We start from the raw sequence: 24687 nt of genomic DNA, 5'->3' as shown, positions 1-24687 counted from the left end.
TGCGAAACTGGCGGCATGAGCATCGATCGCAACCAACGGCCGCTCGAGGCCGGCATCCACACCGACCTGTCCGGGCGCATGACCTACGGCGGCTACCTGCGCCTGGACCGGCTGCTGTCGGCGCAGCAGCCATTGTCCAGCCCGCCGCACCACGACGAACTGCTGTTCATCGTCCAGCACCAGGTCTCGGAGCTGTGGCTGAAGCTGCTGATCCACGAGCTCCAGGCCGCGCTCGGACACCTGCGCGGCGACGACCTCGGGCCGTGCCAGAAGATCTTCGCGCGCTGCAAGGTCGTGCTGCGCCAGCTCACGGACATGTGGTCGGTGCTGGAAACGCTGACGCCGTCGGAATACATGGAATTCCGCGAGATCCTCGGGCCCTCGTCGGGCTTCCAGTCGCTGCAGTACCGCACCGTCGAGTTCCTGCTCGGCAACAAGAACGCGGCGATGCTGAAGGTGTTCGCGCACGACGAGGCGGGCTGCGCGACCCTGCGCGACGCGCTGGAGGCGCCGAGCCTTTACGACGAGGCGTTGCGCTACCTCGCCCGCCACGGCCATGCGGTGCCGGCGGCGCACGTGCAGCGCGACTGGTCGCAGCCGCACGTGTCCGACCCCGCCCTGCTGCCGGTGTTCGAGCGCATCTACGAGGACACCGACGCTTACTGGCAGGCCTATCACCTGTGCGAGGACCTGGTCGACCTGGAAACGCAGTTCCAGCTGTGGCGCTTCCGCCACATGCGCACGGTGATGCGGATCATCGGTTTCCGCCGCGGCACCGGCGGTTCGTCCGGCGTCGGCTTCCTGAAACAGGCCCTGGAGCTGACGTTCTTCCCGGAACTGTTCGAGGTGCGCACCCAGATCGGCCCCGGTGGCGCCTATTCATCGCCTCCGGCGGGGGATGTTGCATAGCAGCATGATCCGCCGCGTTTGACGCGGGTTGCATCGGTCGGACATCCTCGCCCCGGTCCGCGCATGCCGCGCCGGGCTTCATTCCGAACGACCGACAGGGGAAGACCGCATGAGCGGAGCCGCAAGCACACCGACGCCGGCCGCACCGATTCCGGAGTTCAAGCAGGTCATGGGCCATCCGCGTCCGCTGTGGATGCTGTTCATGACCGAGTTCTGGGAACGCTTCGCGTTCTACGGGATCCGCTGGGCGCTGGTGTTGTACATCGTCGCCCAGTTCCACGGCGGCGACGCCAGCGGCGAGGAGCCCGCCAGCCGCACTTATGGCGCCTACCTGGCGCTGGTCTACGCCGGCGCGATCTTCGGCGGCTACATCGCCGACCGGGTGCTGGGCTACCAGCGCTCGATCCTGCTGGGCGCGGTGATCATGGCCGCGGGCCTGTTCATGATCGCGATCCCGAATTCGCAGGTGTTCACCCTGGGCCTGGCCACGATCGTGGTCGGCAACGGCATGTTCAAGCCGAACATCTCGACCATGGTCGGCCATCTCTACGCGGTCGGCGACGAGCGCCGCGATTCGGGCTTCACCCTGTTCTACATGGGCATCAACGCCGGCGCCTTCATCGCCCCGATCCTGACCGGCATGCTCGCCAACCGCGTGTTCGGCACCGAGGCGATGCCCGAGTACAAGTACGTGTTCATCGCCTCGGGCATCGGCATGCTGATCAGCCTGGTCTGGTTCTGGTTCGGCCGCCGGTTGCTGCAGGACATCGGCCGGCCGCCGGAAGAAGGCAGTGCCGGCAAGCGCAAGGTGCTGTTCGTGTTCATCGGCTCGCTGCTGGCGATCCCGGTGGTGTATTTCCTGCTGTCGGTTGGCGCCGGCGTGCTGCAGTGGATCCTGACCGCGATGTTCGTCGGCCTGTGCGGCCTGCTCATGGTGGAAGGCGTGCGCGAAGGCAAGGTGCAGCGCGACAAGGTGATCGCGATGCTGATCATCTTCGCCTTCAACGTGCTGTTCTGGATGTTCTTCGAGCAGGCCGGCAGCTCGTTCACCTTCCTGGCCGACAAGATCGTCGACCGGGACCTGTTCGGGCCCGGCGGCTTCGTGTTCCCCAACGCCTGGTTCCAGTCGGTGAACTCGATCGCGATCCTGGCCCTGGCGCCGGTCATCGCCTGGATCTGGATCAAGCTTGGCCGCAACAATCCGTCGATCCCGCGCAAGTTCGGCCTCGGCCTGATCTTCAACGGCCTGGCCTTCCTGCTGTTGATGTTCGCGCTGTCGAGCCTGGTCAGCGACGCCGGCAAGATCCCGTTCTGGACGCTGTTCATGGTCTACGTGATCCAGTCGATCGGCGAGCTGTGCCTGTCGCCGATCGGGCTGTCGATGGTGACCAAGCTGGCGCCGGTGCGGCTGGTCGGCTTCGGCATGGGTGGCTGGTTCCTGTCCACCGGCATCGGCAACAACCTGTCGGGCATCTTCGCCGGCGCGGTCAGTGGCGAGACCGGCATGACCACCGATTCGGCATTGTCGGGCTACACCTTCGGTTTCTGGGCGTTGATCGGCTCGGGCGTGCTGCTGTTCCTGATCGCGCCGCTGATCCAGAAGCTGATGCATGGCGTGAAGTAGCCCCGTCGCGCATCGATGCGGGAGGAGCGGCGGCCCCGGGGCCGCCGTTCTTCTTGGGCCCGCGGCCTTGCGAGCTCACGTTGCGGATGGCCGGGACGCCGGGCCCGTCAGGTCGCCGCAAGGCGTGAGGTGCAAAAACCCCATCTCCGGCCGGGAATACCTCTTTCACAGCCTCCCGGCGTGGACGCCGCTGCGGTCAGGCCGACTCGGCGCGCAGTTCCAGTTCGTCGAGGCGATCGAGCAGGCCGAACAGCAGTTCGCGCTGCGCCGGGGCGATGCCGTCGAGCACGCGGCTTTCGAATTCGCGCGCCCGTGGTACCACCTGGTCGTGGATCGCCTGGCCTTCCGGTGACAGGCGCAGCAGCGCGCGACGGCGGTCGCCGGCATCGGCGACGCGCGATAGCCGCCCGGCTTCCAGCAAGCGCGCGACCGCGCGGCTCACCGCGACCTTGTCCATCGCCGTGCGCTGCGCGACCTGGCTGGCGCTCAGCCCCGGCCAGCGCCCGAGCACCGCCATTACCCGCCATTCGGTGACGCCGAGCGCGAAGCGCCGCGAGTAATCGCGGGCGATGGCGTCGCTGATCCGGTTGGAAAGCACGCTCAGGCGATAGGGCAGGAAGCGCTCGAGCTCCAGCGCTCCGGGCTGGGCCTGGGCGGAAGCGGCGATGCGTGGTGGGCGCTGGGCGTGGGCGGGCATGCGGCGCTGCGGCTTGCAAATGGTTACATATGAAACTATAACGACGACCCGCCATGCGCAAGCGGCGGCGCATCATCCCGTCCAACCCGCCGCATCCGGAGTCCCCCATGAGCGCACAGCCCAACCTCGGCATGACCGTCACCACCTTCGACAACCCGATGGGGATCAACGGCTTCGAATTCGTCGAGTTCGCGGCGCCTGCCGGCCAGGCCGACGCGATGCGCAGCTACCTGCAGAGCCTGGGTTTTTCCGCGGTCGCCCAGCACAAGTCGCGCAACATCACCCGGTACCGCCAGGGCACGATCAACTTCCTGCTCAACGAGGATCCGGATTCCTTCGCCGCGGATTTCGCGCGCGAGCACGGGCCGTCGGCGTGCGGCTTCGCGATCCGCTTCCGCAAGCCGACGGCGGAAGTCCTCGCGCACGTGCTGTCCAACGGCGGCGAGAAGATCGACCACAAGCCGGAGACCGCCGCGGTCGACACGCCGATCATCAAGGGCATCGGCGACTGCATGCTGTACCTGGTCGACGACGGCCGCGCCGACCTGTACGCCGACTTCCTGCCGCTGCAGGGCGCGGACCAGGAGCCGAAGGGCTTCGGCCTGACCTTCATCGACCACCTGACCCACAACCTGTTCCTGGGCAACATGGCCAGGTGGTCGGAGTACTACGAGAAGCTGTTCAACTTCCGCGAGATCCGCTACTTCGACATCAAGGGCGCCAAGACCGGCCTGCTGTCCAAGGCGATGACCGCGCCGGACGGGATCGTGCGCATCCCGCTCAACGAGTCCAGCGACGAGAAGTCGCAGATCAACGAGTACCTGCGCGCATACAAGGGCGAGGGCATCCAGCACATCGCGCTGTTCACCGACGACATCTATGCGACCGTCGAGGCGATGCGCGAGGCCGGCGTCGCCTTCCTGGATACGCCCGACACCTATTTCGACGTGATCGACCAGCGCGTGCCCAACCACGGCGAGGACGTCGAGCGGCTGCGCCGCAATGCGATCCTGATCGACGCGGACATGGAGACGAAATCGCGCAAGCTGCTGCAGATCTTCACCCAGAACGCGTTCGGCCCGATCTTCTTCGAGATCATCCAGCGCAAGGGCAACGAGGGTTTCGGAGAGGGCAACTTCCAGGCCCTGTTCGAATCGATCGAGCGCGACCAGATCCGTCGCGGCGTCCTGTAACGGCGGTTCCCGCACACAACGCTTCGGAGCGGCGATGGAATACCAGTCTGGATTCGGGAACTCGTTCGAGACGCAGGCGATGGCCGGCACGCTGCCGGTGGGGCGAAATTCGCCGCAGCGCGTTGCGCATGGACTGTACGCGGAGCAGCTGACCGGCACCGCGTTCACCGCGCCGCGCGGCGAGAACCGGCGCAGCTGGCTGTACCGGATCCGGCCGGCGGCGATGCATGGGTCGTTCACGCCGTTCGCCGGCGCCAGATCGTTCCACAACGACTTCGGCGATGGCCCGGTGACCCCGGAGCAGTTGCGCTGGGACCCGTTGCCGCTGCCGCAGGCGCCGACCGATTTCGTCGACGGCCTGTTCACCATGGCCGGCAACGGCTCGGCGGCGGCGATGCAGGGCATCGGCATCCACCTGTACGCCGCCAACAAGTCGATGGCCGGGCGCTTTTTCTACGATGCCGACGGCGAGCTGCTGATCGTGCCGCAGCAGGGGCGGTTGCGCATCGCCACCGAGCTGGGCGTGCTCGAGGTCGAGCCGCAGGAGATCGCGATCCTCCCGCGCGGCGTGCGCTTCCGCGTGGAGCTGCCGGACGGCGCGGCCCGCGGCTACGTTTGCGAGAACTTCGGCGCGCAGTTGCGCCTGCCCGACCTCGGTCCGATCGGCAGCAATGGCCTCGCCGCGGCGCGCGACTTCCTGTATCCGGTCGCGGCCTACGAAGACCTCGAGGGCGACTTCGAACTGGTGGCCAAGTTCCAGGGCCACCTGTGGCGCGCAGACATCGGCCATTCGCCGCTGGACGTGGTCGGTTGGCACGGCAACTACGCGCCCTGCAAGTACGACCTGCGCCGCTTCAACACCATCGGTTCGATCAGCCATGACCATCCGGATCCGTCGATCTTCCTGGTGCTGACCTCGCCCTCGGATACGCCCGGGGTGGGCAACCTGGATTTCGCGATCTTCCCGCCGCGCTGGCTGGTGGCGCAGGACACGTTCCGGCCGCCGTGGTTCCACCGCAACATCGCCAGCGAGTTCATGGGCCTGGTGTACGGCGCCTATGACGCCAAGGCGGAAGGTTTCGCGCCCGGCGGCGCGTCGCTGCACAACTGCATGACCGGGCACGGCCCGGACGCGGCGACCTTCGAGAAGGCGAGCCATGCCGACCTGTCGAAGCCGGATGTCATCGCCGACACCATGGCCATCATGTTCGAAACCCGCGCGGTGATCCGGACGACGCGGCAGGCATTGGAGGCCGCACACCGGCAGCGCGACTACCAGGCCTGCTGGGCGGACCTGCGCAGGCACTTCGCGCCCTGAGGCGGGGCGCCCGCCGGGCGAAGCCGTGCCTGGGCCACGGCGACTGCCCCGGCCACGGCATAGAATCGGCCATCGCAACGGACAGGAGCACGACATGGCGGCTGCGCTCGGTTTCTTCCTGCTCGGACTGCTGCTGCTGGCGCTGGGCGGCGACTCGATCGTCAAGGGCGCCTCGGGGCTGGCGCAGCGGCTGGGGCTGTCGGCGTTCGCCACCGGGGTGCTGCTGGTGGCGTTCGCCACCTCGCTGCCGGAGCTGGCGGTCAACCTGCGCGCGACGTGGGTCGGCAGCCAGTCGCTGGCGCTGGGCAACGCGGTCGGCAGCAACGTCGTCAACTTCGGCCTGACCCTGGGCGCGGCCGCGCTGGTGGCACCGCTGCTGGTGCGCTGGCGCGCGCTGCTGCCGTTGCTGCTCAGCTTCGTCGCGGGCAGCCTGTTGCTGGTGGTGTTCGCGCTCGACGGCATGCTGTCGCGCGTGGAAGGCGTGGTGCTGCTGGCGCTGTTCGTCGCGGCGCTGGCGTGGATGCTGGCGCGCAGCCGCGGCGAAAGCGCCGAGGTGCACGCGGCGCTGGGCGGTTTTGTCGCCACCCGCGGCGCGCTCTGGCTGAACCTGCTGCGCTTCGTGCTGGCGGCGGTGCTGCTGTACTACGGCGCGCGGCTGGTGGTGCAGCACGCGCCGGTGATCGGCGCCGGGTTGGGGTTTGCGCCGCTGCTGACCGGCCTGATCGTGGTCGCGATCGGCACCGCGCTGCCGGAAGTCGCCGCGGCGATCGCCGCGGCGCGTCGTGGCCAGGGCGACATGGTGCTCGGCCACGTGGTGGGATCGAGCGTCTTCAACCTGCTGCTGATCGTCGGCGGGATGGCGGCGTGGCGGCCGTTGCCGCTGCCGGCGTCGTTCGTGCGCTTCGAAGTCCCGGCCGCCCTGGCGTTCGCGCTGGTGCTGTACCCGATGCTCAAGGGCGACCTGCGCATCGCCAGGGCCGAGGGCGGCGTGCTGGTGCTCGCATTCCTGGCCTGGCTGCTGTTCGAGCTGTACGCGGTTGCGCACTAGCGCGGCCAGGCTGCGTCGGGATTGGCGTCCTGGCCCGGGATGACGCATTGCTAGACTGTCGCCCATGAGTCCGAACCCTTCCGCTGCGCGCGGACCCCGCTCCCTGCCGGCGCGCGCGCTGCAGGCGCTGGGCGACTTCCTGCGCCTCGAAGCGGCCGGCGGCATCCTGCTGATCGCCGCGGCGCTGCTGGCGCTGCTGTGCGCCAATTCGCCGCTGGAGGAGTTCTACGACGGCTTCCGCGAGCTGCCGGTCGCGGTGGTGTTCGGCGAGCTGCGGATTGCCAAGCCGCTGCTGCTGTGGATCAACGACGGACTGATGGCGGTGTTCTTCCTGCTGGTGTCGCTGGAGATCAAGCGCGAGGCGCTGACCGGCCAGCTGGCCGGGCGCGATCAGCTGGTGCTGCCGCTGGTCTGTGCCTGCGCCGGCGTCGCGGTCCCGGCGTTGCTGTTCACCGCGCTCAACCAGGGCGACGCCGCGGCGATGCGTGGCTGGGCGGTGCCGACGGCGACCGACATCGCCTTCGCCCTCGGCGTGCTGTCGCTGCTGGGCTCGCGCGTACCGACCGGCATGAAGCTGCTGCTGTCGACGATCGCCGTGGTCGACGACCTGATCGCGATCCTGATCATCGCGCTGTTCTATTCGCATGGCCTGTCGCTGCTGGCGCTGGGCGGCGCCGGAATCGTGCTGGCCGTGATGCTGCTGCTCAACCGTCGTGGCGTGACCGCATTGACGCCCTACCTGCTGCTGGGAGTCGCGCTTTGGGTATTCACGCTCAAGTCGGGCGTGCATGCGACGCTTGCCGGGGTGGCCACCGGACTGTTGATCCCGCACGTGGACCACCGCAATGCGATCCCGGATGAAGTCGAGCATTCGCCGCTGGAGTACCTGGAACACGCGCTGCATCCATGGGTGGCATACGCGATCCTGCCGCTGTTCGCGTTCGCCAACGCCGGCCTGGCGCTTGGCGATGTACGCCTGCAGGACGCGCTCGCGGCGCTGCCGCTGGGAATCGTGCTGGCTCTGGTGCTGGGCAAGCCAATCGGGATCGTCGGTGCGGCGCTCGCGCTGCGAGCGCTTGGCTGGGCGCGGTTCCCGACCGGGATGGATGCGCGCGCGATGCTCGGGCTCGGCCTGCTGTGCGGCATTGGCTTCACCATGAGCCTGTTCATCGCCTCGCTGGCCTACACCGGCCTGCGTTACGAGGAAGCGGTGCTCGGGGTGCTCGGCGCCTCGGTGATCGCGGCGTTGCTGGGCATGGCCTGGCTGCGCGCGGCGTTGCCGCGGGCAGCTGCGCCGCCCTGATGCTGGACGCACTGGTCTTCGGCGGCAGCGGCCAGGTAGGCGCGCCCTTGCTTGAGCGCCTGCGCGATGCCGGCTGGCGCGTGTTCGCGGTCTCGCGCGGGCGCCACGCCGACCTGCCGGGCGTGCAATGGCTGCAGGGCGACCTGGAACGCTGCGACGGCTTGCCGCGTGCGGTCGATGCGATCTTCAGTTGCGGGCCACTGGACCATTTCGCGCGCTGGTACGCGGCGTCGGCGATCGAAGCGCCGCGGGTGCTCGCGTTCGGTTCCACCAGCGTCGAGGCCAAGCGCGATTCCGCCGATCCGCACGAGCGCGACCTGGCGCAGCGCCTGCGCGAGGGGGAACGACGCGTGTTCGCCGCCGCCGCTGCGCGCAGCGCGCAGGCAACGCTGTTGCGGCCGACGCTGGTGTATGGCGCCGGCCGCGACCTGACGCTGACACGGATCGCATCCCTTGCCCGGCGATGGGGCCGTTTCGTGCTGCCGCGCGACGCCCGTGGCCTGCGCCAGCCGGTGCACGTCGATGACCTCGCTTGCGCCGCAATGGCCGCGCAGGCCGCGCCATCCGCCCATGGCCGCGCCTACGACCTGCCCGGCGGCGAGACGCTGCCGTATCGCGAGATGGTCGCGCGCACGCTGGCGGTGCTGCAGCCGCCGCCGCGGCTGCTGCAGGTGCCGCCGCCGGTGTTCGCCGCGGCATTGCTGGGCGCGCGCGCCGTGGGTCGCGGTGGCGGCTTCGGCGCGGCGGCACTGGCGCGGATGCGCGAAGACCTGGTGTTCGACGTGGCGCCCGCGCAGGACGACCTTGGCTATGCGCCGCGGCCATTCCAGCCGACCGCGGCCATGTTCGCCGCCGGCGCGGGCTAGATTTCCTCCGCCGGTGGCATCGGCCGCGCCTTCGCCAGCGCGCGCATCGCGATCAGCAACACCCCGCCCAGCACCATCGCACCGCCGACCCACAACTGGGTGCCCGGACGGTCGCCGTAGATCCATACGCCCAGCAGCACCGCCAGCACCGGGGACAGCAACAGCCACGGCGTCACCTGCGCCACCGGGTGCTTCTGCACCAGCACGTAGTACAGGCCGTGGCCAAGCAGCGAGGAGCCGATCGCCGAATACGCCGCGCCGCCCCAGCCGATCCAGGTCGCGTGCCGCAAGCCGGCAAGCCCGCCCGGCTCCAGCCACGCGCTCAATGCCAGCAGCGGCAACACGCCGATGATCGCGGTCCAGCCCTGCTGGCTGAACATGTCGAGGCCGCGGAGGCGCCGCATCAGCACCGTGCCCGTGGCCAGGAACAGCGCCGATACCAGCATCAGCAACAGCGACGCGGGTTCGCGCAACACCATCGGGTCGAAACCCAGCACCAGCACGCCGGCGAAGCTCAGCGCGATCGCCGCGCCGGTGCGCCAGCCGAAGCGCTCGCCCAGCCACCACCACGCCAGCAGGGCCGCCATCGGCACGTAGCTCTGCATCACGATCGCCGGCGACGACAGGTTGCCGGCCAGGTGCAGCGACCAGAAGCTCAGGCCGAAATGGAACACGCCGTTGCACAGCGCCACCGCGACCAGCAACGGCCACTGCCCGCGCTGCGGCGGCTTGACGAAGGCCGCCAGCAGCAGCGCCAGCAGCACCAGTCGCACGGCGGTGAACAGGAAGGGCGGGATCTCCCGCAACGCCCACGCGGAGGTGAGGAAATTGAGCGCCCAGGCGACGCAGATCACCAGCACCATCGCGAGGTCGCGCCCGCGCAGCCCGGCCGCGGGCGCCGGCATCGCGCCTACCAGCTCCAGCCGAGCCTGCGGTACAGCTTGGCCAGCACCCAGGCCGGGCCGATCAGCAGGTAGGTCAGGTCGGTGAGGAAGCTGGGCTTGCGGCCTTCGATCCTGTGGCCGGCGAACTGCGCGATCCACGCCAGCACGAACACCGCGATCGCCGCATACAGCAGTTGCTGCGTGCCGAACGTGTCGTGCAGCCAGCGCGTCAGCCAGCCCAGCACCACGAACGCCGCGAGCATGCCGTAGCCGAGCTTGCGCGAGGCGCGGTAATAGAACATCCATGCGAAGAACATCGCCAGCGCCGCCCACAGCCCCGGCCGGAACCACGTGCCGACGACCGGGATGCACCACAGCAGCGCGACCACGCTCCACAGGATCAGGGGCACGGCGAACACGTGGATCCACTGGTTGGTGCCGTTGCGGTGGTCGCCGGAGTAACTGGCGAACCAGCGGTCGATCGGGCGGTCGGTCGATTCGGCGTTCGCGTTCATGGTATTGGCGGTAGCAGTGGTGGGGCGAGCTTGCGCCGATCGCCGCGGCGGGACAACCCGCGGCCGACGCCATGTCGAAGCCCCTTGTGGGAGCGGCTTCAGCCGCGAGGTGTGCCGGAACCGCCGCGTTCGCAGAAAGAGCTCGCGGCTGAAGCCGCTCCTACAGGGATGCGTCAGTCGACCGAGATGCCCGCCAGTTTCTGCAGCGCCTCGGCGTACTTGGCGCGGGTGCGCGCGATGACTTCGGCCGGCAGCCGCGGGCCCGGCGCGGTCTTGTTCCAGTCCAGCGTCTCCAGGTAGTCGCGCACGAACTGCTTGTCGTAGCTCGGCGGGCTGGTGCCGACGCGGTATTCGTCGGCCGGCCAGTAGCGCGACGAGTCCGGCGTCAGCATCTCGTCCATCACGTACAGGCGGCCGTCGGCGTCGGTGCCGAACTCGAACTTGGTGTCGGCCAGCAGGATCCCGCGCTGCGCGGCGTAGTCGCGCGCGAACGCGTACAGCCGCAAGGTGGCGTCGCGGACCTGCTCGGCAAGGTCGGCGCCCACGGCCTTGACCATGGTGTCGAAGTCGATGTTCTCGTCGTGGTCGCCGACCGCGGCCTTGGTCGACGGGGTGAAGATCGGCTGCGGGAGCTGCTGCGCCTGCTGCAGGCCATCGGGCAGGGCGATGCCGCTGACCCGGCCGGTACGCTGGTAGTCCTTCCAGCCGCTGCCGATGAGATACCCGCGCGCGATCGCCTCGATCGGGACCGGCTTGAGCTTGCGGGTCACCACCGCGCGCCGGGCGTACAGCGCGGGATCCACCCCCGCGGGCAGCACGCTGGCGACCTCGATCCCGGTCAGGTGGTTGCGCACCAGGTGCGCGGTCTGGTCGAACCAGAAATTGCTGATCTGGCACAACATCTCGCCCTTGCCCGGGATCGGGTCGGGCAGCACCACGTCGAAGGCGCTGAGACGGTCGCTGGCGACGATCAGCAGCAACGGGTCCAGGCCCGGAGCGGTGCCGGGCGGCAGCTCGAACACGTCGCGGACCTTGCCGCGATGGCGCAGGGTCAGTCCGGGCAGATCGGATTGCAGCAAGGTAGTCGCCACGCGGGGTCCTGTGGGGCAGGCCAGTCGGGGCCGGGTAGTGTACGGCGTGGCCGCGGCGGCGGCGCCATGCCCGAAGTAGACTGCGACGATGAAACGCTGGTACGGCAAATTGCTCGGCTTCTTCGCCGGCGCGGCGCTGCTGCGGGCCAACCCGTTGCTGGGCGCGCTGGTGGGGGTGCTGATCGGGCACGCCTTCGACGCCGATTGGTTCCGCAGCCGCCGCGACGATCCCTACCGCGAGCTCGGTCTGGCCGAGGACGCCAGCGACGCCGAGGTCGACCGCGCCTGGCGCCGGCTGATCGCCCAGTACCACCCCGACAAGCTCGCCGGCGCGGCCGAGGACCTGCGCCGCCAGGCGGAAGCCCGCGCCCGCGCGATCAACGCCGCCTACGACCGCATCCAGACCCTGCGCAACCGGAAATGATCCCTCCGGAAGCGGTTTCAGCCTCTTGCGGGAGCGGCTTCAGCCGCGAGTTTTTTGCCAGAACCGCCGTGTTCGCAGGAAAGACTCGCGGCGGAAGCCGCTCCCACGGAGTTGAGGCCATTCCCATGACAACCCCGAACCCGAGTCCGCCATGCAACCGACCGTGATCGCCCCGTCCATCCTCTCCGCCGACTTCGCCCGCCTGGGCGCCGAGGTCGACGCCGTGCTCGATGCCGGCGCCGACTGGGTGCACTTCGACGTGATGGACAACCACTACGTCCCCAACCTGACCATCGGTCCATTGGTGTGCGAAGCACTGCGCAAGCATGGCGTGACCGCGCCGATCGACGTGCACCTGATGGTCGAGCCGGTGGACCGCATCATCCCGGACTTCGCGAAGGCGGGCGCCACCGAAATCAGCTTCCATCCCGAGGCCACGCGGCACGTGCACCGCACCATCCAGCTGATCCGCTCGCACGGTTGCCGTGCCGGCCTGGTGCTCAACCCGGCCACGCCGGTGGACGTCCTCGACTGGGTGCTGGGCGACCTCGACCACGTGCTGCTGATGTCGGTCAATCCCGGCTTCGGCGGGCAGTCCTTCATCGAATCCGCGCTCGACAAGCTGCGGGTGGTGCGCGCGATGATCGATCGCAGCGGCAAGCCGATCAGGCTCGAGATCGACGGCGGCGTCAAGCCCGACAACATCGGCGCGATCGCCGCCGCGGGCGCCGACACGTTCGTGGCCGGCAGCGCGATCTTCGGCCAGCCGGATTACGCCGACGTGATCGCGCGGATGAAGGCCGCCGTCGACGCCGTGCGCGAGTGATCCGGGCGGCGACTCCGGCCGCAGCTCGACCGCGCATCGATCGGGCCCCTGCGTGGCTCGAGGATGCAGTCCCGGGAAAGGGAAAGGCCGGCGCACGCGCGGGCGCCGGCCTGCGGAAGATTGGAGGCATCCTGCCTCCGCGTTTCGTCCCTGCGATGGCCTTCGATCATCAGCGGCGGCGATGACAGGCCGGTGACAGGCACCGGCGCCGGCGCGGATTGTCGCCGGCCGGCTCGAGCCGCTACAGTAGCGCCATGATCTCCCGGGCCCTCCCGCAATCCTTCCGCGCCGACACGGGTTGGCGATGGTGGCTGATGTCCGCCGCCATGCCTGCCGCCCGCCCGATCCCGAAGGAAATCCCGCGTGAACCCGCCCGCCCGTACCCACGAGCAATTCCAGCAGCACGCTGCTGACGGCCATACCCTGATCCCGGTGGTGCGCGAGGTGCTGTCCGACCTCGACACGCCGCTGTCGGTCTATCTCAAGCTCGCCGACGGCCCCCACACCTACCTGTTCGAATCGGTCGAAGGCGGCGAACGCTTCGGCCGTTATTCGATCATCGGCCTGCCCGCGAAACGCGTGTACGCGTTCGCGGGCAACACGCTGTACGTGACCGAACACGGCGAGCTGGTCGAGGCGCGCGACGTCGCCGACCCGTTCGCCGAGGTGGAACGCCTGCGCACGCAGCACTCCGTGCCCAGGCTCGACGGCCTGCCCGCCTTCACCGGCGGCCTGGTCGGCTGGTTCGGCTTCGAGTGCATCCAGTTCATCGAGCCGCGGCTGGCTGGCGGCGACAAGCCGGACGAACTGGGCACGCCGGACATCCTCCTGATGCTCAGCACCGAAGTCGCGGTGTTCGACAACCTCAAGGGCCGGCTGTACCTGGTCGTGCACGCCGATCCGCGCGAACCGCAGGCCTGGGCGCGCGCCATCCGCCGCCTCGACGAGCTCGGCCATCGCCTGCGCCACGGCGGCGCCGGTTACCCGGAGACATTGCAGCCCGCGGCGCTGGACGAGAGCCATTTCGTCTCCGGCTTCAGCCGCGAAGGCTTCATCGCCGCGGTCGAGAAGGCGAAGGGCTACATCGCCGCCGGCGACGTCTTCCAGGTGGTGCTGTCGCAACGGCTGAGCGTGCCGTTCCACGCGCGCCCGGTGGACGTGTATCGCGCGCTGCGGGCCTTGAATCCATCGCCGTACATGTACTTCCTGGACGTCGGCGAGATGCAGGTGGTCGGCTCCTCGCCGGAGATCCTGGTGCGCCTGCAGCACGACGACGCCGGCCGCGGGATCGTCACCGTGCGCCCGATCGCCGGGACCCGCCCGCGCGGCCGCAACGCGGCCGAAGACCTCGCACTGGAAGCCGAACTGCTGGCGGACCCGAAGGAGCGCGCGGAGCACCTGATGCTGATCGACCTGGGCCGCAACGATGTCGGCCGCGTCAGCGAGCCCGGCACGGTCGAGGTCGGCGAGCAATTCGCGGTCGAGCGCTACAGCCACGTCATGCACATCGCCAGCGAAGTCACGGGCACGCTGAAACCCGGGCTGTCCCATGCCGACGTGCTGCGCGCGACCTTTCCCGCCGGCACCGTCAGCGGCGCGCCCAAGATCCGCGCGCTGGAAGTGATCCGTGAACTGGAGCCGATCCGGCGCAACATCTATGCCGGCAGCATCGGTTACCTGGGCTGGCATGGCGATGCCGACACCGCCATCGCCATCCGCACCGCGGTGATCCAGGACGGCAAGCTGCACGTGCAGGCCGGCGCCGGCATCGTCCACGATTCCGACCCGGGCAAGGAATGGGAGGAAACGATGAACAAGGGCCGGGCGTTGTTCCGCGCGGTCGCCGACGCGGTGGCCGGGCTATGAGCGGGCGATACACGCATTGCCGCGCCGGCCGCTCGGGAGCGGGCGCAGCCGCATCGGCCCGCGCCCGCTCAGGCGACGCAGCGGACGGCGACGACCTGCGGATCGTCGGCGTGATCGACCAGCAGCCTGCGCACGCGCTCCTGCCACAGGCGGCCGAATTCGCGCCGCTGCGCGGCGTCCGCGCTGCCCTGCAGCAGCAGGGGCAGCAATGCGCGCTGCGCCGGGTCGGCCGGCAGCGACGACAGGTCCAGCACGACCTCGACCGCCTCCCGCGTGTCGCACCGTCGCAGGCGCAGGCTGTCGCTGCCGGCATCGCCATAGCGCAGCAGCTGGTTGCGGCCGTGGCGGCCGCCCAGGCCCTTGAAGCCGCCGGCGCCGGCGGCGCCGGTGACCAGGGTCAATACCTGGCCGATGACGCCGGTCACGCCGGCGTCCTCCGGTTCGCGCAGGCTGACCGCCACGCCGCCGCGTTCGGGCACCCGCTCGCCGTAGAGCGCGCGCAATCCGGCGCGCGCGCACAGCCACGCGCCGGCGACGGTCGGACAGGAATGCCCGGCCAGGCGCACCGCGTCGGCGTAGCGGTACTCGATCATGCCGTCCGGCGTCGCCCCCAGCAGCTCGGACAGCCCGTCGTGCATGCGCAGCACCGGCGCATCGTCGAAGAAGGCCGGGAAGGCCATGGCTCAGGCCTTGATCACGAAGTCGATGACGATCGCGCCCGGGTCGCGTTGCCGGTAGACGATGTCGACATGCTCGCCGAAGCGCTCGCGCAGCTGGTCGAGCAACGGCAGCGGATCGTGGTCGTTGACGAAACGCATCGCCTCCCCCGGCTGCAGCGCGCCCAGCGCGCCGAAGATGGCCGAATGGCGGAAGCGGCGGGCGATGCCGCGGGCGTCGAACGGGTGCGGGGTGTAGGTGGCGTCGGCGGCTTGCGCGGCAGGCTCGGCCATGGCGGTTGCTCCGGAAGTTTCGGGGAAGCCAGCCTGCGGCCGCGACAGCGCGCCTGCATTGATCCAGGTCATGGCCGCGCCCGGGAGTTGCCATGCTGCTGATGATCGACAACTACGACAGCTTCACCTGGAACCTCGTCCAGTACCTGCAGGCATTGGGCGCCGAGGTCGAGGTGGTGCGCAACGACGCGCTGACGGTGGACGCGATCGAAGCGCTGGCGCCGCAGCGGATCGTGATCTCGCCGGGGCCGTGCACGCCGGACGAAGCGGGCGTGTCGCTGGAGGTGATCCGGCGCCTTGGCGCGCGCGTGCCGATCCTGGGCGTGTGCCTGGGCCACCAGGCGATCGGCCAGGCCTACGGCGGCGACGTGGTGCGGGCCGGAACGATCATGCACGGCAAGACTTCGCGCATCCGCCACGATGGCCGCGGCGTGTTCGCCGGCCTGCCGGACGGCTACGAAGCGACGCGCTACCACTCGCTGGTGGTCGACAGGCGCACGCTGCCGGCTTGCCTGGAGGCCAGCGCATGGACGCAGCACGACGACGGATCGATCGAGGAGATCATGGGGCTGCGCCACCGCGAGCACCCGGTCGAAGGGGTGCAGTTCCATCCCGAGTCGATCCTGACCGAGCACGGGCATGCGTTGCTGAAGAACTTCCTGGAACGATAGGCGATCCACCCCGGTGGGAGCGGCTTCAGCCGCGAGCTTTTCCAACCAACTGCGAATCCGGAAACTCGCGGCTGAAGCCGCTCCCACAAGAACCCGCTCCCACAAAGAGCCAAAGACATGCCCATCACCCCGCAAGAAGCCCTGCAACGCACCATCGAGCATCGCGAGATCTTCCACGACGAGATGGTGGAGCTGATGCGCATGGTCATGCGCGGCGAAGTCTCGCCGGCCATGACCGCGGCGATCCTCACCGGCCTGCGGGTGAAGAAGGAGACCGTCGACGAGATCGCCGGCGCGGCCCAGGTGCTGCGCGAGTTCGCGCGCCCGGTCGCGGTCGCCGACCGCACCCACCTGGTGGACATCGTCGGCACCGGCGGCGATGGCGCGCATACCTTCAACATCTCCACCGCCGCGATGTTCGTCGCGGCGGCCGCGGGCGCACGCGTGGCCAAGCATGGCAACCGCAGCGTGTCGTCCAGATCCGGCAGTGCCGACGTGCTCGAGGCGCTGGGCGCGGCGATCGAGCTGCAACCGGTGCAGGTCGCGGCCTGCATCGAGGAGGTCGGGATCGGCTTCATGTACGCGCCGGTGCACCACCCGGCGATGAAGGTGGTGGCGCCGGTGCGCGCGGAGATGGGCGTGCGCACCCTGTTCAACATCCTCGGGCCGCTGACCAACCCGGCTGGGGCGCCGAACATCCTGATGGGCGTGTTCCACCCCGACCTGGTCGGGATCCAGGTGCGGGTGCTGCAGGCGCTGGGCGCGCAGCGCGCGCTGGTGGCCTGGGGCCGCGACGGCATGGACGAGTTCTCGCTCGGCGCGGCGACCCTGGTCGGCGAACTGCGCGATGGCGTCGTGCGCGAGTACGAGGTGCATCCCGAGGACTTCGGGATCGCCATGGCGCACACCCGGAACCTGCGCGTTGCCGATGCCGCCCAGTCCAGGACGATGCTGCTGGGCGCGCTCGACAACCGCCCCGGCCTGCCGCTGGAGATCGTGGCCTTGAACGCCGGGGCCGCGCTGTACGTGGCCGGGGTGGCGTCCTCGATCGCCGACGGCATCGCGCGCGCGCGCGGGGCCATCGCCTCGGGCGCGGCGAAGGCCAGGCTCGAGGCCTTCGTCGCCACGACACGACGCCTGGCGACCCCCTAGAATCCGCGACGACGATCCAACCATTACCGGGACCGCCATGGACGAGACCGCCGGATTCGCGCGCACGCCGAAGCCGCCGTATTACGCCGCGATCTTCACCTCGCGCCGCAGCGAACAGGATCCGCTCGGATACGCCGAGGCGGCCCAGCGGATGCTCGAGGTCGCGGCGCGGCAACGGGGGTTCCTCGGCGTGGAAACCGTGCGCGACGCCAGCGGCTTCGGCATCACCGTGAGCTACTGGAGCGACGAAGCGGCGATCGCCGCGTGGAAACACGAGGGCGAGCACACCGCGATCCGCGAGCGCGGCCGCTGGTTGTGGTACCGGCACTTCGAGGTGCGCGTGGCCAGGGTCGAGCGTGCCTACGGCCAGACCCGCGTCGACCTGCGCGGCGACCACGAGTGAGCTCCTTGCAGGCGGGCGACGTGCTGCAGGCCATCCTGCGGCGCAAGGCGGAGGAGGTCGCGGCGCGCAGTGCGCGACTGCCGGTGCGCGACCTGCAGCTGCGCGCCGCCGCGGCTTCGCCGCCGCGCGGTTTCGCCGCCGCGATCGAGGCCAGGGTCGCCGCCGGGCAGCCGGCGGTCATCGCCGAGGTCAAGAAGGCCAGCCCGTCGAAGGGCGTGATCCGCGCCGACTTCGACCCCGCCGCGATCGCACGCAGCTATGCCGACGCCGGCGCTGCCTGCCTCTCGGTGCTGACCGACGTCGACTTCTTCCAGGGTGCAGACGCCTACCTGCAGCAGGCGCGCGCCGCCTGCGCGCTGCCGGTGCTGCGCAAGGACTTCGTCGTCGATCCCTGGCAGGTGGTGGAGGCGCGCGCGCTCGGCGCCGACTGCGTCCTGCTGATCGTGGCCGCGCTGGACGACGTGCGTCTTGCCGAATTGTCCGGGCAGGCGCTGGCGCTGGGGATGGACGTGCTGGTGGAGGTACACGACGGCGGCGAACTGCAGCGTGCGCTGCGGCTGCCGCCGGTGGACGGGCGCGCACCGTTGCTGGGGATCAACAACCGCGACCTGCGCAGCTTCGCGGTGTCGCTGGACACCACGCTGGCGCTGCGCGAGGCGGTGCCGCGCGGTCGCCGGCTGGTGACCGAGAGCGGGATCGCCGCACCGGCCGATGTGCGGCGGATGCGCGACGCCGGCATCGCTGCGTTCCTGGTCGGCGAGGCATTCATGCGCGAACCCGATCCGGGCGCGGCCCTGCGCCGGTTATTCTTCGCGGCATGACCGCGCCTTCCTGCCACGCCCCGCCGCGGGTCACCGGCAAGCGCCCCGGCCTGCCGTATGCGCCGCTGGTGGTGTTCGACTTCGACCACACCCTGTACGACGGCGATTCCGGCAGCCACCTGGTGGCCTGGCTGATCCGCCGCCACTGGTGGCGCAAGCTCGCCGCGCTGCTGGCCGCGCCGCTGCTGCTGCCATTGGTCGCGTGGCTGCCAAGCCGGCGCCGCGGCATTTCCGGCTTCCTCTGGATCGCCACCGTGGGGACCCATCGCAGCGGGCAGATGGACCGGCTGATCGATGACTACGTCCGCGCCAACGGCGCCGCGATCCGCGCGCGGCTGCTGCCGATCGCGCTGGAAGCGCTGCATCGCCATCGCCTTGCCGGCGACCGCGTGCTGATCGCCACCGGTGCGCCACCGGAGCTGGCGCGCGCGATCCTGGATTTCGTCGCGCACGAGGACCTGCCGGTCATCGGCAGCCTCGGCGAACCGTTCCTGGGCGGCTACGTGACCGCGCAGCACTGCCACGCCGGCAACAAGATGCGGATGATCTGGGACCACGGCTACGACGGCATCGCGATCGCCTACAGCGACAGCAGCGCCGACCTGCCGCTGCTGCGGGCCGCGCGCAAGCCGGTGGTGGTCAACCCGAAGGCGGCGCGGGTGGCGCTGTTCCGGCGGGTCCTGCCGCCCGGCACGCCGATCCTCAACTGGGGTTGCCCTGGCCGCGCCGGCGAGCCGGTCGCGGCCAACGCGTCGCGAGCCGGGGCTAGTCGCCCAGCATCTTGACGAAGCGCAGCGAGCCGTCGGCGTAGCCGCAGCCGCGGTAGAACGCGTGCGCGCCTTCGCGCCGGGCGTTGCTCGCGACTTCGATCCGGTGCACGCGATGGCGCCGCGACAGCAGCTCGACCTCGCGCAGCAGCAGCCGGCCGATGCCGCGCCGGCAATGCTCGGGCGCCACCACCAGCGCGGTGATGCGCGCCAGCTCGGCGCCATGCGCCAGCGAATACAGGGTGTACAGCGCGATCAGCCCGCAGGCCTGGCCATCGACCTCGGCAAGAAGCAGGTGCTGGCGACGATCCTGGGCGATGACCGCGATGCGCTCGAACGCTTCGTCGCGTTCGCAGGGGTAGCCCAATAGCGCCAGCAGGCGGGCGACGTCGCTGGCGTCGCCGGGTTCGGCCGGGCGGACCCGCGGTTCGCCGACCTGCGCGGTGGCGCCGGACCCCATCCTTCAGCGCGTGCCGTACAGCACGATGGTCTTGCCGCGCGCGTGCAGCACGCCGTCGGCCTGCAGCTTCTTCAGTACCCGGCCGGCCATCTCGCGCGAGCAGCCCACCAGCCGCGCCAGCTCCTGGCGCGACACGCGCAGCTGGGTGCCCTGCGGGTGGCTCATGGCCTCGGGCTCGTGGGTGAGGTCGTGCAGGGTGCGGATGATGCGGTCGGTGACGTCGAGGAAGGCCAGGCGGCCGGCCTTGCGGCTGGTGTCGAGCAGGCGCCGCGACAGCTGCGCGCCGATCGCCCACAGGATCCGCGGCGCGTCTCCGGCCAGCGGCCCCGCGAACAGCTGGTACAGCCGCTCGTAGCTGATCTCGGCCAGTTCGCACGGCACCCGCGTGCGCAGGATCACCTCGCGGCGGTCGGACTCGATGAACAGGCCCATCTCGCCGACGAACTCGCCGGTTCCGAAGTAGCCCAGCACCAGCTCGCGGCCGTCATCCTCCTCGGTGATGATGCTGGTCGACCCGGTGACCATGTAATACAGCGTCCCGGCCGGATCGCCGGGGCGGAACACCTCCGTGCGCGGCGGGTAACGCCGGCGGTGGCAGTAGCCCAGGAAGCGATCGATGACGGCGGCATCCGGGGCCAGCGGGTTGCTGGCCTGGCGGTGCACGCCATGGAGGGCGTTCGGCATGGGCGTCGGCGACGGGTTGGCGGGCATCGGCGCAGGGTATGCCGTTGCCGCGTCCGCGGCAAACCCCTTGGCGCCGTTTTCGCGATGGCGCATTTTTTGCTCCATAATCCCGCCCTTCCCCCGCTGCCGGAAAACCAACGCCGTGGTCAAGCCGCTGCCGCGCCTGAAACTGCAAGGGTTCAACAACCTGACCAAGGCGCTGTCGTTCAACATCTACGACGTCTGCTACGCCGTGTCCGAGGAGCAGCGCCAGCGCTACATCGAGTACATCGACGAGGAATACAACGCCGACCGGTTGACCCAGATCCTCACCGACGTGGCCGAGATCATCGGCGCCAACATCCTGAACGTCGCGCGCCAGGACTACGACCCGCAGGGCGCCTCGGTGACGATCCTGATCTCGGAGCAGCCGGTGGTGGACAAGGCAGACGCCAAGGGCGTGATCTCCGAGGCGGTGGTCGCGCACCTGGACAAGTCGCACATCACCGTGCACACCTATCCGGAAACCCACCCGGACAACGGCATCGCCACGTTCCGCGCGGACATCGACGTCGCCACCTGCGGCGTGATCTCGCCGCTGAAGGCCCTGAACTACCTGATCGAGTCGCTGGAGTCCGACATCGTGGTGATGGACTACCGCGTGCGCGGCTTCACCCGCGACATCAAGGGCCGCAAGCACTACATCGACCACAAGATCAATTCGATCCAGGACTACCTGGCCAAGAACGTGCGCTCGCGCTACGAAATGCTCGACGTGAACGTCTACCAGGAAAACATCTTCCATACGAAGATGCACCTGAAGGACTTCGACCTGGACAACTACCTGTTCGAGGAAAAGGCGAAGAACCTGTCGTTCAAGGAACGCATGAAGATCGAAGCACGGCTCAAGCGCGAGATCGAAGAGCTCTACCACGGCCGCAACCTGGTCGAGTGAGTCCGTCCGCCAGTCGCACAAGCGAAGGCCGGCAATGCCGGCCTTCTTGATTTTTGCCTTTCGTAGGAGCGGCTTGTAGCCGCGAGCTCTTCGCGGCATTGTTTTTGCCTTTCGTAGGAGCGGCTTGCAGCCGCGAGCTCTTCCCGGCCTGGACCGGAGATCAAGAGCTCGCGGCCATAAGCCGCTCCTACAGAAGTGCAGGTACGCGTCAGATCCGGTAGGCGACCGCCTTCATCAGCTTCGATGCGGCCGCCATCAGCGTCGGGATCGGCTGCGGCAGGAGGCGCGCGCCCTGCGCCCGGGCATTGTCGGCGTGGCGCGCCTCGTCGGCCTTCATCGTGGCCAGGATCGCGCGGCTGCGCGCATCGGCTTGCGGCAGCTGCCGCAGGTGCTGGTCCAGGTGGGCCTCGACCTGGCGCTCGGTCTCGACCACGAAGCCGAGATTCCAGCCGTCGCCGCGCAGCCCGGCGAGCGCGCCGATCGCGTAGCTGCCGGCGTACCACAGCGGATTCAGCAGGCTCGGGCGGCTGTCGAGCTCGCGCAGGCGATCGGCGCACCAGGCCAGGTGGTCGGTCTCCTCCTGCGCGGCGGCGAGCAGCTGCCGGCGGGTGGCGTCGTCGCGCGCGACCGCGGCCTGGCCCACATACAACGCCTGCGCGCAGACCTCGCCGACATGGTTGATCCGCATCAGTCCGGCGGCGTGGCGCCGCTCGTCGTCGTCCAGCACCAGCTCGGCCTCGCCGGTCCCGGGGTTGGCGCGCTGCGCCCGCACGCTGCCGAACACGGTACCGAGCGCGTTCTGCGCATCGACCAGGAGCCGGTCCAGGGACGTGAGGGGGCTGCGCTGCCGCGTGCCCTTGCCGGCATCGGACGCGTCCGCCGGTGCGTTCAGGGGATCGACGGGCCGGCGCGGGGCCGGGGGCATCGCGGCGGCGCCCTGGAGGCCAGCGGGGGCGGAAACGGGAGTGTTGCTCATGCCAGGCATTGTGCGAGGAATTCCAGCGGATGTTGCACCGGCACCTGCGTGCCGGTGGCGAAATGCAGCCGGCAGCCGATGTTGGCGCTGAGCAGGCGGGTGGCGCCCGAGGCGGCCAGCTGGTCGAGCAGCGGCTGGCGGTGGGTCGCGGCGCGCTCGGGCTCGGTCACCATCCCGGTGCCGGCGGCGCCGCAGCAACCGTAGCCGGCATCCAGCACGACCACGTCCAGCCCCGGGATCCGCGCCAGCAGCGCGCGGGTCGCCGCATCGCTGTGCACCACGTTGCGCTGGGTGCAGGGCAGGTGCAGGGCGACGCGTTCGCGGGTTTCGCGGAAGCGCAGGCGTTCGCCGCGGGCGGCGATGAAGGCGAGCGCGTCCTCGACCACGACGCCGCCGTGCAGGGCGGCGGCGACCGCTTCATGGCAGCCGCTGGCCAGGGTCAGCACGCGGTCGCTGGCGGCGAAGGCATCGCGGTTGCGCGCTGCCAGCGCCGCCGCTGCGTCGCTGGCGCCGCCGTGAGCGTGCAGGGTGCCGCAACAGCCCTGTCCGGCGGGCAGCAGGGCAGCGACGCCGCTGGCCGCCGCCAGTCGCACCAGCGCGGCGCGGACGCCGCTTTCATAGGCGTGGGCGACGCAGCCGCTGAAGATGGCGACGCTGGCTCCGGCAGTTCCGGGCGGCGCGGGCAGCGCGACCGTGGCCGGCGGCCGTGGCAGCGGTCGCCAGCGCATGGGCAACAGGGGCCAGGCATGCCGGTAGGCGGACAGCAGGATCGCCAGCAGCTGCGGCCGCGCGGCCAGCCACTCGAGCGTTCGCCGGCGGAGGCCGGGGCCACGGCGCTGGCGCTGGCGCTCGCGTGCCATCACCAGCAGGGCGCCATACTGGACATTGGCCGGGCAGACCACCTCGCAGCGGCGGCAGGCCAGGCAATGGTCCAGGTGGGCATCGCCGGCGGCGGTGGCCGGGATGGTCTCCAGCGCCCACGCCCGGGCCAGCGCGATCCGGCCGCGCGGGGATTCGGCTTCCACGCGTTCCAGGCGATAGGTGGGGCAGGCCGGCAGGCACAAGCCGCATTGCACGCATTGGTCGGCCAGCGCCACCAGCGGGTCGAAAGCGGGGCTGGGGACGGCCTCGGGCATCGCGACGATGCTACCACCCGCAGCGGCGCGGCCCCGGGGGGTAGCTTGCGGTGCCTTCAGGCTGCCGGTATCATTCCGCCTCTTGCGTTGCGCATTTACATCGCGAGGCGACCTTCCGCAGGCCCGGACCGCGGAACCAGCCCGACCAGGTACCAGGAATCAAAGAGCATCCAATGAAGACTTTCAGCGCCAAGAACGAGACCGTCCAGCGCGACTGGTACGTGGTCGATGCCGAGGGCAAGACCCTGGGCCGCCTCGCCTCCGAGCTCGCCCGCCGCCTGCGCGGCAAGCACAAGCCCGTGTTCACCCCGCACGTCGATACCGGTGATTACCTGATCGTGATCAACGCCGAGAAGGTCGCGGTCACCGGCAACAAGCTGCAGGACAAGATGTACCACCGCTTCACCGGCTACATCGGCAACCTCAAGACCGAATCGCTGGGCCAGGCGCTGCAGCGCCACCCGGAGCGCGTGATCGAGACCGCGGTCAAGGGCATGCTGCCGAAGAACCCCCTGGGTCGCGCGATGTACCGCAAGCTCAAGGTCTACAAGGGTGCCGAACACCCGCACGCCGCCCAGCAGCCGCAGCCGCTCGAGATCTAAGGTAAAGACATGGCAACCACCCAGAATTACGGCACCGGCCGCCGCAAGTCCTCCACCGCCCGCGTGTTCCTGCGCAAGGGCGACGGCAAGATCACCATCAACGAGCGCCCGATCGAGGACTTCTTCGGTCGCGAGACCGCACGCATGATCGTGCGCCAGCCGCTCGAGCTGACCAAGTCGACCGAAAAGTTCGACGTCATGGTCACGGTCGAGGGCGGTGGCACCACCGGCCAGGCCGGCGCGATCCGCCTCGGCATTTCGCGCGCGCTGGTCGAGTACGACGAGTCGCTGAAGACCGAGCTGCGCAAGGCCGGGTTCATGACCCGCGACGCGCGCGAGGTCGAGCGCAAGAAGGTCGGCCTGCACAAGGCCCGCCGCGCAACCCAGTTCTCGAAGCGTTAATCGGGTTGTTCGCCGGAGCGCGGCTCCGGCGCTACAATCCAAGCCCATAGCCCCGTCGCCAAGCGGTAAGGCACCTGACTCTGACTCAGGCATTCGGTGGTTCGAATCCATCCGGGGCTGCCAGACCCAAGCAAGACCCGCCCTGGTGGCGGGTCTTGCTTTATC

General features: G+C 69.7%; 28 protein-coding genes and 1 tRNA gene. 19 read left to right on the top strand and 10 right to left on the bottom strand.

Translation table 11 applies throughout. The features are described 5' to 3' along the window. Positions 1–15 precede the first annotated feature (15 nt). Both MQC88_RS12365 and MQC88_RS12360 read left to right on the top strand, forming a co-directional pair. The gene (locus MQC88_RS12365; protein WP_243322534.1) at positions 16–909 is read left to right on the top strand and encodes a tryptophan 2,3-dioxygenase; all 894 of its coding nucleotides are present in this window, start codon (positions 16–18) and stop codon (positions 907–909) included. A 109-nt stretch (positions 910–1018) separates the two neighbouring features. After that, on the top strand, positions 1019–2533 hold the full coding sequence (locus MQC88_RS12360) for a peptide MFS transporter (protein WP_243322533.1): 1515 nt from the start codon (positions 1019–1021) through the stop codon (positions 2531–2533). A gap of 196 nt (positions 2534–2729) precedes the next feature. Here MQC88_RS12360 and MQC88_RS12355 read toward each other — a convergent pair whose 3' ends face one another. Further along, a complete protein-coding gene (locus MQC88_RS12355) occupies positions 2730–3230 on the bottom strand; it encodes a MarR family winged helix-turn-helix transcriptional regulator (protein ID WP_243322531.1) in 501 nt (166 codons plus the stop codon). A 107-nt stretch (positions 3231–3337) separates the two neighbouring features. Here MQC88_RS12355 and hppD point away from each other — a divergent pair, with 107 nt between their 5' ends. The 5 genes from hppD to MQC88_RS12330 all read left to right on the top strand — a co-directional run bounded on the left by hppD (position 3338) and on the right by MQC88_RS12330 (position 8958). Further along, the gene (hppD, locus tag MQC88_RS12350) at positions 3338–4423 is read left to right on the top strand and encodes a 4-hydroxyphenylpyruvate dioxygenase (protein WP_243322529.1); all 1086 of its coding nucleotides are present in this window, start codon (positions 3338–3340) and stop codon (positions 4421–4423) included. Positions 4424–4457: 34 nt separating this feature from the next. Continuing rightward, positions 4458–5741: a homogentisate 1,2-dioxygenase gene (gene hmgA / locus MQC88_RS12345; protein ID WP_243322527.1), complete on the top strand. Its 1284-nt coding sequence runs from the start codon at positions 4458–4460 to the stop codon at positions 5739–5741. A 94-nt stretch (positions 5742–5835) separates the two neighbouring features. Beyond that, positions 5836–6789 (top strand): sodium:calcium antiporter, encoded by a 954-nt coding sequence (locus MQC88_RS12340; protein ID WP_243322526.1) that lies wholly within the window; start codon positions 5836–5838, stop codon positions 6787–6789. A gap of 64 nt (positions 6790–6853) precedes the next feature. Continuing rightward, entirely contained in the window at positions 6854–8092 is a 1239-nt protein-coding gene (gene nhaA, locus MQC88_RS12335; protein ID WP_243322523.1) for a Na+/H+ antiporter NhaA, read from the top strand. Continuing rightward, entirely contained in the window at positions 8092–8958 is an 867-nt protein-coding gene (locus MQC88_RS12330) for an NAD-dependent epimerase/dehydratase family protein (protein ID WP_243322521.1), read from the top strand. Before nhaA ends, MQC88_RS12330 begins: the two co-directional genes overlap by 1 nt. Here the strand turns inward: MQC88_RS12330 and MQC88_RS12325 are convergent. From MQC88_RS12325 to MQC88_RS12315, 3 genes are all read right to left on the bottom strand, one after another. Continuing rightward, the gene (locus tag MQC88_RS12325; protein ID WP_243322519.1) at positions 8955–9863 is read right to left on the bottom strand and encodes a DMT family transporter; all 909 of its coding nucleotides are present in this window, start codon (positions 9861–9863) and stop codon (positions 8955–8957) included. The two genes, MQC88_RS12330 and MQC88_RS12325, sit on opposite strands and share 4 nt — an antisense overlap. Before the next feature lie 5 nt (positions 9864–9868). Then, positions 9869–10357, bottom strand: coding sequence for an Mpo1 family 2-hydroxy fatty acid dioxygenase (locus MQC88_RS12320; RefSeq protein ID WP_243322517.1), 489 nt, complete (start codon positions 10355–10357; stop codon positions 9869–9871). 173 nt (positions 10358–10530) lie between these two features. Next, positions 10531–11448, bottom strand: coding sequence for a phosphoribosylaminoimidazolesuccinocarboxamide synthase (locus MQC88_RS12315; RefSeq protein ID WP_243322515.1), 918 nt, complete (start codon positions 11446–11448; stop codon positions 10531–10533). A gap of 88 nt (positions 11449–11536) precedes the next feature. Here MQC88_RS12315 and MQC88_RS12310 point away from each other — a divergent pair, with 88 nt between their 5' ends. The 3 genes from MQC88_RS12310 to trpE all read left to right on the top strand — a co-directional run bounded on the left by MQC88_RS12310 (position 11537) and on the right by trpE (position 14564). After that, on the top strand, positions 11537–11872 hold the full coding sequence (locus MQC88_RS12310) for a J domain-containing protein (RefSeq protein WP_243322513.1): 336 nt from the start codon (positions 11537–11539) through the stop codon (positions 11870–11872). A 151-nt stretch (positions 11873–12023) separates the two neighbouring features. Then, positions 12024–12698 (top strand): ribulose-phosphate 3-epimerase, encoded by a 675-nt coding sequence (gene rpe, locus MQC88_RS12305; protein ID WP_243322512.1) that lies wholly within the window; start codon positions 12024–12026, stop codon positions 12696–12698. Between the two features lie 363 nt (positions 12699–13061). After that, positions 13062–14564, top strand: a complete 1503-nt coding sequence (gene trpE, locus MQC88_RS12300) for an anthranilate synthase component I (protein ID WP_243322510.1) — start codon at positions 13062–13064, stop codon at positions 14562–14564. Between the two features lie 68 nt (positions 14565–14632). Here trpE and MQC88_RS12295 read toward each other — a convergent pair whose 3' ends face one another. Then, positions 14633–15244: a hypothetical protein gene (locus MQC88_RS12295; RefSeq protein WP_243322508.1), complete on the bottom strand. Its 612-nt coding sequence runs from the start codon at positions 15242–15244 to the stop codon at positions 14633–14635. A gap of 3 nt (positions 15245–15247) precedes the next feature. Next, positions 15248–15514 (bottom strand): DUF2249 domain-containing protein, encoded by a 267-nt coding sequence (locus tag MQC88_RS12290; protein ID WP_243322504.1) that lies wholly within the window; start codon positions 15512–15514, stop codon positions 15248–15250. Positions 15515–15606: 92 nt separating this feature from the next. Here MQC88_RS12290 and MQC88_RS12285 point away from each other — a divergent pair, with 92 nt between their 5' ends. From MQC88_RS12285 to MQC88_RS12265, 5 genes are all read left to right on the top strand, one after another. Next, complete coding sequence (locus tag MQC88_RS12285; RefSeq protein WP_243322502.1) at positions 15607–16185, top strand: anthranilate synthase component II; 579 nt, start codon at positions 15607–15609, stop codon at positions 16183–16185. A 117-nt stretch (positions 16186–16302) separates the two neighbouring features. Then, complete coding sequence (gene trpD / locus MQC88_RS12280) at positions 16303–17337, top strand: anthranilate phosphoribosyltransferase (RefSeq protein WP_243322500.1); 1035 nt, start codon at positions 16303–16305, stop codon at positions 17335–17337. Positions 17338–17374: 37 nt separating this feature from the next. Next, on the top strand, positions 17375–17740 hold the full coding sequence (locus tag MQC88_RS12275; RefSeq protein WP_243322498.1) for an antibiotic biosynthesis monooxygenase family protein: 366 nt from the start codon (positions 17375–17377) through the stop codon (positions 17738–17740). Between the two features lie 5 nt (positions 17741–17745). Next, a complete protein-coding gene (gene trpC / locus MQC88_RS12270) occupies positions 17746–18561 on the top strand; it encodes an indole-3-glycerol phosphate synthase TrpC (RefSeq protein WP_243322744.1) in 816 nt (271 codons plus the stop codon). Next, positions 18558–19346, top strand: a complete 789-nt coding sequence (locus MQC88_RS12265; RefSeq protein WP_243322496.1) for a haloacid dehalogenase-like hydrolase — start codon at positions 18558–18560, stop codon at positions 19344–19346. Before trpC ends, MQC88_RS12265 begins: the two co-directional genes overlap by 4 nt. Here the strand turns inward: MQC88_RS12265 and MQC88_RS12260 are convergent. Both MQC88_RS12260 and crp read right to left on the bottom strand, forming a co-directional pair. Beyond that, a complete protein-coding gene (locus MQC88_RS12260; protein WP_243322494.1) occupies positions 19327–19788 on the bottom strand; it encodes a GNAT family N-acetyltransferase in 462 nt (153 codons plus the stop codon). The genes MQC88_RS12265 and MQC88_RS12260 overlap by 20 nt on opposite strands. 3 nt (positions 19789–19791) lie before the next feature. Continuing rightward, complete coding sequence (gene crp, locus MQC88_RS12255; protein ID WP_243322492.1) at positions 19792–20472, bottom strand: cAMP-activated global transcriptional regulator CRP; 681 nt, start codon at positions 20470–20472, stop codon at positions 19792–19794. Between the two features lie 142 nt (positions 20473–20614). Here crp and speD point away from each other — a divergent pair, with 142 nt between their 5' ends. Further along, complete coding sequence (gene speD, locus MQC88_RS12250; protein ID WP_243322490.1) at positions 20615–21406, top strand: adenosylmethionine decarboxylase; 792 nt, start codon at positions 20615–20617, stop codon at positions 21404–21406. A 208-nt stretch (positions 21407–21614) separates the two neighbouring features. Here speD and coq7 read toward each other — a convergent pair whose 3' ends face one another. Next, complete coding sequence (gene coq7, locus MQC88_RS12245) at positions 21615–22382, bottom strand: 2-polyprenyl-3-methyl-6-methoxy-1,4-benzoquinone monooxygenase (RefSeq protein WP_243322488.1); 768 nt, start codon at positions 22380–22382, stop codon at positions 21615–21617. Beyond that, positions 22379–23518, bottom strand: coding sequence for a (Fe-S)-binding protein (locus MQC88_RS12240; RefSeq protein WP_243322486.1), 1140 nt, complete (start codon positions 23516–23518; stop codon positions 22379–22381). The genes coq7 and MQC88_RS12240 overlap by 4 nt, the downstream gene beginning before the upstream one ends. Positions 23519–23691: 173 nt before the next feature. Between MQC88_RS12240 and rplM the strand changes: the two genes are divergently transcribed. The 3 genes from rplM to MQC88_RS12225 all read left to right on the top strand — a co-directional run bounded on the left by rplM (position 23692) and on the right by MQC88_RS12225 (position 24645). Beyond that, complete coding sequence (gene rplM / locus MQC88_RS12235; protein ID WP_243322484.1) at positions 23692–24120, top strand: 50S ribosomal protein L13; 429 nt, start codon at positions 23692–23694, stop codon at positions 24118–24120. Between the two features lie 9 nt (positions 24121–24129). Continuing rightward, positions 24130–24522 carry a 30S ribosomal protein S9 gene (gene rpsI / locus MQC88_RS12230; protein ID WP_243322482.1) on the top strand — a complete coding sequence of 131 codons (393 nt, stop codon included), beginning with the start codon at positions 24130–24132 and terminating at the stop codon, positions 24520–24522. Positions 24523–24570: 48 nt separating this feature from the next. Then, a tRNA-Gln gene (locus tag MQC88_RS12225) sits at positions 24571–24645 on the top strand. Positions 24646–24687 lie beyond the last annotated feature (42 nt).

Source organism: Cognatiluteimonas sedimenti (genome assembly GCF_022808325.1).
In the GTDB taxonomy this organism is placed as follows: Bacteria; Pseudomonadota; Gammaproteobacteria; order Xanthomonadales; family Xanthomonadaceae; genus Cognatiluteimonas; species Cognatiluteimonas sedimenti.
This window is presented reverse-complemented; position numbering and strand designations above follow the sequence as displayed.